Source organism: Faecalibacterium sp. Marseille-Q3530 (genome assembly GCF_017377625.1).
Classification (GTDB): domain Bacteria; phylum Bacillota; class Clostridia; order Oscillospirales; family Ruminococcaceae; genus Faecalibacterium; species Faecalibacterium prausnitzii_E.
The window spans coordinates 86,586-96,107 of sequence record NZ_JAFREH010000013.1 but is presented as its reverse complement, the minus strand read 5'-3'; the positions used below and the strand labels follow the sequence as shown (position 1 = coordinate 96,107).

Sequence of the window (9,522 nt, the reverse complement as noted above, 5' to 3'; positions counted from 1 at the left end):
TCTGCTTGATCTCCGCAGCCCAGTTTCCCCGCGCAAGCAGAGTGACATCCTTTCCGGCGCGCAGCAGATTTCTTGCCAGATTGCACCCCAGAACGCCTGCACCATATACCAGAATTTTCATAGCTTGTCTCCAAATCCGATCTTCACGATCTGCATTTTCATCCCGTTGTCCCCGACCCTTGCAAGGAACCGGAAAAAACCGCTGACGGAAGGGTCTTTCAAATCGTTGTACCCCAGCATATAGCCCCGGCTGGACACTTGCAAACGGCTGTCCCATGGAGAAAGCTCCCTTTCCGCGTCGGAAACCGCGAAATACGCGCCCACATCCTTGATTTTCGCCGTCCTGAGCCATGTTTTGGCGATCATCTTTACCGCCGTGCGGTTGGCGGCATCGAACACCAGCACCCCGCCGGGAAAAGCATCTGCCATCCCCTGCACCAGCGCCTTGACCTGCTCCGTCAGGAAGTAATAGAACACCCCGGAGGCAAAAAACACCGCCCCGCCGGAGGCATCGATCTTGTCAAACCATGCGGGGTCTTTCAGGTCGCAGGGGATGTTTTGCTCCCGCTCCCCGGCGGGCAGCAGCTGCTGCCGCAAGGCAATGACATCGGGAAAGTCCAGATTGTAGATCTTGCATCTGCCGTTGTCGCAGGCTCTGCCGGTGTTATCCAGCCCACAGCCCAGGTTGACTACCGCCGCACAGGGGTGGTTTTTCAGGTACGCCCGCACCTCAAAGGCAAGGTCATTCTGCCGCATGGCCACCTCCAGCGCACCGAACCGCTGCATCAGGCTGCGGGAGTTTTTCTCTGCCTGCGAAAAATCGTAGTCGATCTGGTCAATCAGATGCACCGCTGTTTCGTCCCGATAAAGGTTTGGGTACAGTTCGGTACACAGCTTCCGGGAATACAGCGGGAGGATCAGCGTCTCCTGCACGGTGTTTTTTTCGATTTTGTATTTCATAGATTCCTCCCTCAGTGAGTAAAAACAGTCATCATTGCCGCCAGCACCATCGCTATAACTGCCATGCCCACTGTGCCGAACAGCCACTTTTTCTGCTTGTCTTTTGCAGTAATGTAGGGCTTCAGATCCTCCGTTCCGGGGATCGCCCATGCGTTCGTGTGCCCCACCCAATAGCCGTCAACCAACAGGCGGTCCATGAGATTCATAACGGACAAGATGACGAGCAGCTGCCAGAAGCCCGCCGCAAAGCCTTTCGCACCATTTATCTCATAGACACAGACCAGCACATAGCTGATATAGCCGGGAATGCAAACGGCTTTGAAAATCAGAGAATTTCGCTTGATTTTCTCGTGTGTTGTAAGTCCCAGCTTCACGCACCGCTGCTGCACCGCCGGGCTGTAAAGATGCACCATCCCAACAGCCCCTTTGCGGATGCCAACGGCACAGACGAGAACCAACAGGATTCCCAGCCCAAGACCTTCCAGAATCACCTGTAAAAGCATTCCTTATTCCTCCTGTATCCGTTTTCATCCCGGTATTCGGGATGTTCCTTTACGTATGGATCCTTATCGCCGCAGATGGTATAGTCGCATCGGCAGCCGTCCACGCAGGTGGTCGTCCGCACGAGCTTGGCATGGAGCAGTTCCATGGACACATAGTCCACATTGCACAGGGCGGGCATAATGTCCGTAAATCCGAACCGCTTGGCAAATTCCGCCGCCGGGCACGCCGTAAATTCATAATAAATAGGCTTGTCGGTTTCATAAGGCGCAACCGACATCTCATAATCGTGCCATTTGTCGCAGCCGCTTTTCGCACGAACAAACGCCTTGTACATCAGCTTCCTCCAGAACGGCTTGTTGCAGTCCACAAATTTCAGCTTGCGGAAAGTTGGAAGAATCAGTTTTTCCTCCATCTCTTCAATTTCACGGAATGTGGTCACATCCCGGCACACATCGTAATAGCACATAATGGCGATGCAGTCGTAGGTGCCGCCTACGCCGTTGTGGAAGTTCTTTTTGCCGCCCAAGTCGGTGCGCCAGTCGGAGAGAAAGACCGCGTACTGCCGCTGCACCTTTTCCCATACTGTCTCCCACTCTGCTTCCGGATAGTGCAGGGCGATTTTCGCCAGAATTTCTTTTTTGCAGGGTTTGGAATATAGCACATGGCAGCTACGGTCAATTTGTAATTCGCTGTCCTTCATCTTCCCACGCCTTTTAGAAAACCGCTCTTTGCATTTTCTTCGGTGTCGTCCGATTCGTCGTAGGCATCATAGGGTGCCGATGGGTCGTGTACTCGTTTTTTGAATGGTGAACAGCTCTTGTCTTTGTGGGCAAACGCAAAGGCAAAATTGTCCGTCCATCCCGTGTGACCGGTGATGAAATATGGATGCAGCCCACGTGCGCGCAGTTTCCGCTCCAGCTCCGCCAGTAACTGCACAGCCAGCTTATTGTCCTCCGCCAGCGAGGAAATGAAGCTGTAGCCGCCGTCCGCGCCAAACCACAGCGTGTCGCCAGTAAAAAGGTACTTATCGTCAATGAGATAGACCATGTGTCCCCATGTATGACCGGGAACCAGAAAACACTCGATTCTGACGCCGTCAATATCAAAGACCTCTCCATCGTGAAGCAGCTGCTTTTCGTTGTAGATGGTCACTTGCGGCAGCTTATAGAGATGATAAATAACCTTGCGGCGTGCTTCTCCGATCAGATACCGGTTCTCGATCTCGCCGATGTACAGCATCGCATTCCGGAACAGCCCCTGACTGTCTGCTTCCACCGCACCCACATGGTCGGTGTCCTGATGGGTGATAAGGATATGGTGTATCGACTTCGGATCAATCCCAAGCCAGCCCATTTTTTCGGCAAGGCGGTCGTAGTTGTATCCCGCATCGACCATAATGGTCGTATCGCCTTTGCGGTAGAAGAAGATGTTCGCCACCCATTCGCGCACGCAGGCAACATTCTCGTCGATCCAGCCAGTGTTCAAAGGCTTGAAGATTTCCTTGCCCCGGTACATCCAGCTCATTGCTTTTCTTTGAAATTCCGTTGCCTTTTTCGACATGATCGCACCTCATTTCTGTGCTGTGATGCACAGCCAGCCCTTTTTATTTTTGTGGCTTTGGATCTGACAAAATCCTGCTTGTTCCAGATACTCTTTCAATGCAGTATCCGTATAGATGGTCATCCCATTGATAATTTGTGTCCATCTGTCGTCTTTTGTTGTTTCGCCGTTTGCTTCGTTACAGATGAAAAAGATTCCGCCGGGCTTCAGCACTCGATAAACCTCTCGGAAATTCTGCGCAAGTTCCGGCCAGAAATAGACTGTTTCAAAGGCAGTCACCACATCAAACTGCTCCGCTTCAAACGGCAGCTCTGCCACACTTGCCTGTTGCACGGCACACCGTCCTGCCGCAATAGCTCTGGCATTGACTTTTCGCGCTTTTTCCACGCTGACGGCTGAGTAGTCGATGCCCTGCACCTTGCCGTTGGGGCACAGTTTCAACAGCGTTTTAATGTTCGCTCCACCGCCGCAGCCGCAGTCCAGCACCATGGCATCCGGGGCAGGCTGTAAAAAGCGCAGCCCCCATTCTGCCATTGCGCTGTGTCCAAAGTTCATCATAGCAACCATGATCTTCCCGCCAAGGCCTACGGGCTTTCGGGTGTTTTCAAAAAAGGACATAATGCCACCTTCTTTCTGTTTACCGTTCACAATGCAATGCTTTTTACCAGATGCGCCCACTGCTCCGGGTGACAGGCCAGCAATTCCTCGTGCCGAAAGTTAGATAAAACTAACTTTTCATTCTATAAAAAGCCGCTTCTCAGCGGTCTTTCTACCAAAATAATACGCCCTGCCGTCTCCTCTGTCAAGAAGTTTAGGCATTTTCGGAGATTCCGAAAAAGATTTCGCCTTCGAGGGTTCCAACCGTCACCCCAGTGCCACATCCAGCACCATCATCACGCTGAAGCCCACCGCGAAAAATACCGTGCCAACGTTGGAGTGCTGCCCCTGCGACATTTCCGGGATCAGTTCCTCCACCACCACATACAGCATGGCTCCGGCGGCAAAGCTGAGCAGATAGGGCAACGCGGGCACCACGATGCCTGCCGCCAAAATCGTCAGCACTGCCCCGATGGGCTCTACGATGCCGGACAGCACGCCGCCCCAGAACGCCCGGCCCTTTTTCATTCCTTCCGCCCGCAGGGGCATGGAGATGATAGCCCCCTCCGGGAAGTTCTGGATGGCAATGCCAAGGGAAAGTGCCAGCGCCCCGGCGGCGGTGATCTGAGTAGTCCCAGCAAGATACCCGGCGTAAACCACGCCCACTGCCATGCCCTCCGGGATGTTGTGCAGCGTCACTGCCAGAACCATCATGGTGGTGCGCTGGAGCTGGCTTTTTGGCCCTTCGGCCTGCAAACTGTTCTGGTGCAGATGCGGGATGAGATGGTCCAGCAGCAGCAGAAACAGGATACCCAGCCAGAAACCCACCGCCGCCGGGAAAAATGCCAGCCTGCCCAGATCTGCGGCCTGCTCCATAGCCGGGATCAGCAAGCTCCATACCGATGCCGCCACCATCACTCCGGCGGCAAAGCCGGTGAGGGCGCGCTGGATGCCGTCACGCAGAGAGTTTTTCAAAAAGAACACACAGCCCGCCCCAAGGCTTGTGCCCAGAAAGGGGATCAAAATTCCCCAGAATGCGTCTTGTATCATGTAGTACCTCCTTGCGGTTAAATATAACTAACTGTACAAGCAGTATACTGCGCTCCGGCAAAAAGGTCAAGGGCTTTGCGGTATAGAGGATGCAGATCGTTTCCTGCATCGAAAAATTCACCTCTGCAAACTTTCCGGTTTCTACTTGACAACGCCCGGTGGGAGTGCTATTTTTACTTCGTGAATTTGTTTTGCCTAACCATCTGAGGCGCTTTGCCTCTGCATTTTTTTGCATCAATTGTTAGGTAAAGCTAACTGTTTTTTTCAAAACTGAGATAGAGGTGTGTTACCATGAGATTGAAAAAAGTATTTGCAGGTGCACTTGCGGCCGCTATGCTGGTATGCGCTGTGGCAGTCCCGGCCTTCGCTGCGGAAGAGGTAGAACAGGAAAACAGCCTGACCTCCAGCTATGTCCAGATGAACATCCCCTACGCCGACTTCTACAAGGCTGCCGGTGTGGACAACGCATCTGAGATCGACGCTGTGACCAGCGCCACCAAGAACAAGACCCGTGCGGGCAACCTTGCCGCCGGTTCCTACCACGTCAACGCAGATGGCACCGACATCACCGGCGTTTCCTTCCCGGTCAAGGTGCTGACCCCGTGGGCGCTGAAGAACGCAAAGCAGGTCACCGATGCCGACAGCTACGACATTACCGTTACCCTGAAGGGCAAGGAATCCACCACCACCTACACCGGCGCAGATGCCTTGTTTGAGAACGAGAGCTACGCTTACTACAAGCTCAGTGAGACCCCTGCCTACTACATCACCGCATGGTATAACCTGCTGAGCGGCAAGTGGGAGTTTGGCAAGGTCCACGCCACCGAGACCACCGTAGAGGGCACCACTGTGGAGCTGAATACCAACGGTCACCACACCACCTACGAGATGAAAATCTCCGGTTTTGATCTGGACTACAAGGCCAACAAGGTCTACGGCGTAGTTCTGACCACCGCCGATGGCAGTGAGTACGGCCTGCATCATGTGACCAACATCTGGCATGGTACCAAGCTGGGCTTCAATGCCGATGATCCTTATTTTGCATCCATCATCGGCAAGACTGTTACTCAGATCACCTTCTACACCGCCGACGGCGTGTATGTCCTGCCGGTCAGCGTGGCGCTGTGAGGTCGCGGAAAGCTGCCTGATTTAGCAAATACAGTACAAAACGGCAAGGTCGCTTGGCATCAGGCGGCCTTGCTTTTCCGTGTCAGGAGGAGTTGGAATGAACAAAAAACGATGCCATACACTGCTGCCGCTGGTGCAGTTGCTCCCGGCGGTGGCGGCAGCGGCAGCTGTACTTTTTGCCCTGCCCCGCACCGTTCCGGTGCTGGCCGCCGTGCCGGAAAAGCTGACAACCGTGGTGGAGCAGCCGGTGGAAGCCGCTTCCTCCGAAGCGGAGGAAGAAACCCTGCCCAAGCTGCCCTATGCCGACGGCGTTTACGTCGGCTCTTCCCGGGGCTACGGCGGTGCCGTCCGAGTACAGGTCACCATGGAAAACGGCAGCATCACGGAGGTGGAGATCTTGGACGCATCCCACGAGACCAAGCAGTTTCTGCGGCGTGCCAAGCGGCTTTTGACCACCGTGGTGGAGACTCAGAGCTGGGAGGTGGATGCCGTTTCCGAGGCCACCTACACCAGCCGGGGCATTCTGGGCGCAGTGCAGAACGCCCTGACCGGCGAGGTGGTCAACAATCCCCTGCCACCCCAGCCAAAGCCCGCTGCAACGCTTGTGGTGGAGGAATTTACGGCTCCCTCCATCTACTTGGACGGCATCTACACTGCCGAAGCCATGGGCTTTGAAGGGCAGATCACAGTGCAGGTCACGGTGGCAGAGGATAAAATTACCGATATTACGATCCTGAGCGCCGAGGACGAGGAGGAATATCTCTCCCAGGCAAAACAGGTCATCCCCGCCATTCTGGAGGGACAAAGCCCCAACGTGGATACTGTTTCCGGCGCCACCTACTCCTCCACCGGAATTCTGAACGCAGTCAAGCTGGCACTGGCAAAGGCCGCTGTTGCCCCGGCAGAGAAAACCGCTCCGGAGCAGACTGCATCGGAAGAGACGGCAGAGGAAACCGCACCGTATGAAGCAGCAGAGTCCGAGGAAACGCCGGTCACCGCGCCCACCGTGGAGGTGGTGCAGCCGGAGGAAAAGAGCGCCGTTCCCGTGTGGCTCAAGGAAGTATGGCAGCAGCTTTTCCCGGCAGACGCACCGGCATCCTCTGAACCGGAACCGGCATCTTCTGAGGAAGTGCTGCCGACATCCGAGCCGGCACTGCCGCCGGAAGAGACCGGGATTGAATCTGAAACGGAAGGAGCAGCAGAATGAAATACAAAAATTTTCTCCTCCGGGCGGTAAACCTGCTGCTAATTTTGGGGGTACTGTGGCAATACCAGCAGGTGGCGCTGATTCGGGCGGCAGCGGTAAGCCAGCGCAAGCAGGAAATTGCCGAAGTTGAAGCCTACAATGCTTCCGTTTTGCAGGCGCAGAGCGCAGCACAGGCAAAGCAGAGCGGCTACCGGGACGGCATCTATGAGGGCAGCGCCTATGGTTTTGGCGATGTCATTCGGGTGTCGGTGACTATCCAGAACGGAAAAATGACCGATATTGCGGTGCTGGATGCTTCCGGCGAGGATAAGCCCTACTATAAGCAGGCGCTGCCTTTGCTGGATGAGATGCTGGCAGTGCAGTCTGCTGAGGTGGATACCGTTTCCGGCGCTACCCTCACGGCAGAAGGACTTATCGGTGCGGTAGAAAACGCACTGGGAAAGGCGGCAGGATGATGGAAAAAACACAGGCAAAGCCTTTAACAGCGGCGCAGCAGCGTCAGCGGGACAAGAAGCGCCGTACATGGCTGCGCACCGGGGTGCAGTTGTTCTTCTTTGTGTCCATGCCGGGCGCATTCATGGCCGGGTTTTCCGGGGTAAAACAGATCTTTCTGCACATCGGTGCAGGCGAAGTGCTCTCTGTGGACAGCTTCACACTTTCCCTGCTGGGGCTGTGCGGCTTCACTCTGCTTTTCGACCGTTTTTTCTGTGGGTACGCCTGCGCCTTCGGCAGCTTGGGCGATGCCGTCTGGGCGCTTTCCAAGCTGATTCAGAAAAAGCTGTTCCACCGCAAAAAGCAGCTCCGTCTGCCGGAGCGGGCGGTGCTTTTGGGGCAGAAGGTCAAATATCTGCTGCTGGCATGGCTGGTAGCACTGTATGTGACCCGGCAGGAAAAGATGCTGACCGGCGCAAGCCCGTGGGAGGTGTTTTCCCGCCTGACGGCTCTGCATCTGCCGCCGGAAGGCTTTGGTGTGGGCATCGGGCTGCTTGTGCTCATTTTGCTGGGTATGGCGGTGCAGCCCCGGTTCTTCTGTCAGTTCCTCTGCCCCATGGGAGCGGTGTTTGCCCTGCTGCCGGTGCTGCCATTTGCGCGGCTGCACCGGCAGAGCGACGGCTGCATCCCAGGCTGCAATGCCTGTAAACAGCAGTGCCCGGTGTGCCTGAAGCTGGAAGAAACCAGCCTGCGCAGCGGGGAATGCATCGCCTGTGAAGCCTGCGTTGGCACCTGCCCCAAGCAGAACATCCACCGGTGGGATACCACCTTGTGCAAGCGTCTATGGCTGCCGGTGCTGGGTAAAGTGTTGCTCTTCTTCCTACTGGGCTGCTGGCTGGGCTTTTGCCGATTCATCTGAACTATAAAAAAGGAGGCTGTTGCGCAGTATTTGTGCAGCAGCCTCCTTTTGGCTGGGAGATCTATCATTTCGGTAACAAAGGTATTCAGCAAAGACCGTTTACGCTATATCATTTTTTGAGTAATTCCAATGCCCTGTCCATTGGTACGCAGTCTGCATATCGTTCAGGCCAGAGAAATTCATTATAGTAATGGTAAGCCTGTTCCCTAGTCATGTACTCATTGTCCTGCGTAGAATTTGCATAGGCAGGAACAATCATGTGTAAGCCATGCTCAAAACCAGCCTCTACCGTGGCATTGATACAGAAATCAGTCATAATGCCACAAATCATCACGTCTTTTTCTTCCTTTGCAGTCAGATACTCAAGCAGACCACTCTCTTTTTTGAACGCACTGCATACGGATTTGATAAACCGTTTTTCATCAGGCATCGGTTGAAACTCGGAATAAACCTCAAACTCATCATCCCCGATAGAGAATCCGGTATCAGGTCCATCATCATGCTGTACATAAATAACTTCTATGCCTTGTTCTCGAGCTGCTCCAATCAGCTTTTTGATATTACCAACAAACTTTCTGAACTCATATAAGCGTTCATCCACGATACCATTCTGTGCATCTACAACCAATAAAACCATGAATAATCTCTCCTTTTTGAGCTTTTTGCTTTGATTCAAATAAACTAAATTCGTATATTATAATAGAGCGTAACTTCTGCTTCATACACCGATTCGGTATGAGAATCAAATAGCACCCATTCCACTAAATCAAACTGCCCCGGATTCTCCTGCAGAAATCTGGCAACTGTACGTACCGCAATCTTTGCTGCAAGCTCCACCGGAAAACTATATACTCCTGTTGATATGGAAGGAAATGCAATAGACCTGATTCCATTATCCCTAGCCAGCTTCATAGAATTAAAATAGCAGTTAGCAAGAAGCTCCTCTTCTCTATTCCTTCCACCATTCCATATCGGTCCCACAGTATGTATCACATAATGCCGTGGCAAACAAACAAGATCTTCTTCATCTTACTCTCCCAGCACCTCGCCCAGTGCCAGAACAGCGTTGCGGACGCACTCCGGGCACGGGCACAGCGGTGCGCCGTTCTCTATCCCCTTCAGATCCTTGCAGATGGTAGCACCGCACTTTTCCTGAAAGTTTTGC

13 protein-coding genes are annotated in these 9,522 nt (G+C 53.9%); 4 read left to right on the top strand and 9 right to left on the bottom strand.

The window, feature by feature from the left end; genetic code table 11:
* The 7 genes from J3350_RS11075 to J3350_RS11045 all read right to left on the bottom strand — a co-directional run.
* The coding region (locus tag J3350_RS11075; RefSeq protein ID WP_207686662.1) for a ketopantoate reductase family protein at positions 1 to 121 on the bottom strand (121 nt) is incomplete at its 3' end.
* A complete protein-coding gene (locus tag J3350_RS11070; RefSeq protein WP_207686652.1) occupies positions 118 to 960 on the bottom strand; it encodes a class I SAM-dependent methyltransferase in 843 nt (280 codons plus the stop codon). The genes J3350_RS11070 and J3350_RS11075, both read right to left, overlap by 4 nt.
* A gap of 11 nt (positions 961 to 971) precedes the next feature.
* Entirely contained in the window at positions 972 to 1,463 is a 492-nt protein-coding gene (locus J3350_RS11065) for a hypothetical protein (RefSeq protein WP_207686651.1), read from the bottom strand.
* On the bottom strand, positions 1,448 to 2,164 hold the full coding sequence (locus J3350_RS11060; protein WP_207686650.1) for an L-2-amino-thiazoline-4-carboxylic acid hydrolase: 717 nt from the start codon (positions 2,162 to 2,164) through the stop codon (positions 1,448 to 1,450). The genes J3350_RS11065 and J3350_RS11060 overlap by 16 nt, the downstream gene beginning before the upstream one ends.
* On the bottom strand, positions 2,161 to 3,024 hold the full coding sequence (locus J3350_RS11055) for an MBL fold metallo-hydrolase (RefSeq protein WP_207686649.1): 864 nt from the start codon (positions 3,022 to 3,024) through the stop codon (positions 2,161 to 2,163). Before J3350_RS11055 ends, J3350_RS11060 begins: the two co-directional genes overlap by 4 nt.
* Before the next feature lie 9 nt (positions 3,025 to 3,033).
* A complete protein-coding gene (locus J3350_RS11050) occupies positions 3,034 to 3,642 on the bottom strand; it encodes a class I SAM-dependent methyltransferase (RefSeq protein ID WP_207686661.1) in 609 nt (202 codons plus the stop codon).
* Between the two features lie 246 nt (positions 3,643 to 3,888).
* The gene (locus J3350_RS11045; protein ID WP_207686648.1) at positions 3,889 to 4,671 is read right to left on the bottom strand and encodes a ZIP family metal transporter; all 783 of its coding nucleotides are present in this window, start codon (positions 4,669 to 4,671) and stop codon (positions 3,889 to 3,891) included.
* A 291-nt stretch (positions 4,672 to 4,962) separates the two neighbouring features.
* On the opposite strand from J3350_RS11045, the gene J3350_RS11040 reads away from it, so the two are divergent.
* The 4 genes from J3350_RS11040 to J3350_RS11025 all read left to right on the top strand — a co-directional run bounded on the left by J3350_RS11040 (position 4,963) and on the right by J3350_RS11025 (position 8,357).
* Positions 4,963 to 5,799 (top strand): hypothetical protein, encoded by an 837-nt coding sequence (locus J3350_RS11040; protein WP_207686647.1) that lies wholly within the window; start codon positions 4,963 to 4,965, stop codon positions 5,797 to 5,799.
* Between the two features lie 97 nt (positions 5,800 to 5,896).
* Positions 5,897 to 7,006 carry an FMN-binding protein gene (locus J3350_RS11035; protein WP_207686646.1) on the top strand — a complete coding sequence of 370 codons (1,110 nt, stop codon included), beginning with the start codon at positions 5,897 to 5,899 and terminating at the stop codon, positions 7,004 to 7,006.
* Positions 7,003 to 7,461 (top strand): FMN-binding protein, encoded by a 459-nt coding sequence (locus tag J3350_RS11030; protein WP_207686645.1) that lies wholly within the window; start codon positions 7,003 to 7,005, stop codon positions 7,459 to 7,461. The genes J3350_RS11035 and J3350_RS11030 overlap by 4 nt, the downstream gene beginning before the upstream one ends.
* The gene (locus tag J3350_RS11025; RefSeq protein WP_207686644.1) at positions 7,458 to 8,357 is read left to right on the top strand and encodes a 4Fe-4S binding protein; all 900 of its coding nucleotides are present in this window, start codon (positions 7,458 to 7,460) and stop codon (positions 8,355 to 8,357) included. Before J3350_RS11030 ends, J3350_RS11025 begins: the two co-directional genes overlap by 4 nt.
* A 109-nt stretch (positions 8,358 to 8,466) precedes the next feature.
* Here J3350_RS11025 and J3350_RS11020 read toward each other — a convergent pair whose 3' ends face one another.
* Together J3350_RS11020 and J3350_RS11015 are read right to left on the bottom strand one after the other, a co-directional pair.
* Positions 8,467 to 8,994 (bottom strand): isochorismatase family protein, encoded by a 528-nt coding sequence (locus J3350_RS11020; RefSeq protein WP_156057662.1) that lies wholly within the window; start codon positions 8,992 to 8,994, stop codon positions 8,467 to 8,469.
* Between the two features lie 44 nt (positions 8,995 to 9,038).
* Positions 9,039 to 9,365, bottom strand: coding sequence for a macro domain-containing protein (locus J3350_RS11015; protein ID WP_370569314.1), 327 nt, complete (start codon positions 9,363 to 9,365; stop codon positions 9,039 to 9,041).
* Positions 9,366 to 9,522 lie beyond the last annotated feature (157 nt).

Coding starts and splice junctions, on each gene's coding strand:
- J3350_RS11070 (WP_207686652.1), bottom strand. CDS start 960: ATGAAATACAAAATCGAAAAAAACACCGTGCAGGAGACGCTGATCCTC.
- J3350_RS11060 (WP_207686650.1), bottom strand. CDS start 2,164: ATGAAGGACAGCGAATTACAAATTGACCGTAGCTGCCATGTGCTATAT.
- J3350_RS11035 (WP_207686646.1), top strand. CDS start 5,897: ATGAACAAAAAACGATGCCATACACTGCTGCCGCTGGTGCAGTTGCTC.
- J3350_RS11045 (WP_207686648.1), bottom strand. CDS start 4,671: ATGATACAAGACGCATTCTGGGGAATTTTGATCCCCTTTCTGGGCACA.
- J3350_RS11025 (WP_207686644.1), top strand. CDS start 7,458: ATGATGGAAAAAACACAGGCAAAGCCTTTAACAGCGGCGCAGCAGCGT.
- J3350_RS11030 (WP_207686645.1), top strand. CDS start 7,003: ATGAAATACAAAAATTTTCTCCTCCGGGCGGTAAACCTGCTGCTAATT.
- J3350_RS11040 (WP_207686647.1), top strand. CDS start 4,963: ATGAGATTGAAAAAAGTATTTGCAGGTGCACTTGCGGCCGCTATGCTG.
- J3350_RS11050 (WP_207686661.1), bottom strand. CDS start 3,642: ATGTCCTTTTTTGAAAACACCCGAAAGCCCGTAGGCCTTGGCGGGAAG.
- J3350_RS11065 (WP_207686651.1), bottom strand. CDS start 1,463: ATGCTTTTACAGGTGATTCTGGAAGGTCTTGGGCTGGGAATCCTGTTG.
- J3350_RS11020 (WP_156057662.1), bottom strand. CDS start 8,994: ATGGTTTTATTGGTTGTAGATGCACAGAATGGTATCGTGGATGAACGC.
- J3350_RS11055 (WP_207686649.1), bottom strand. CDS start 3,024: ATGTCGAAAAAGGCAACGGAATTTCAAAGAAAAGCAATGAGCTGGATG.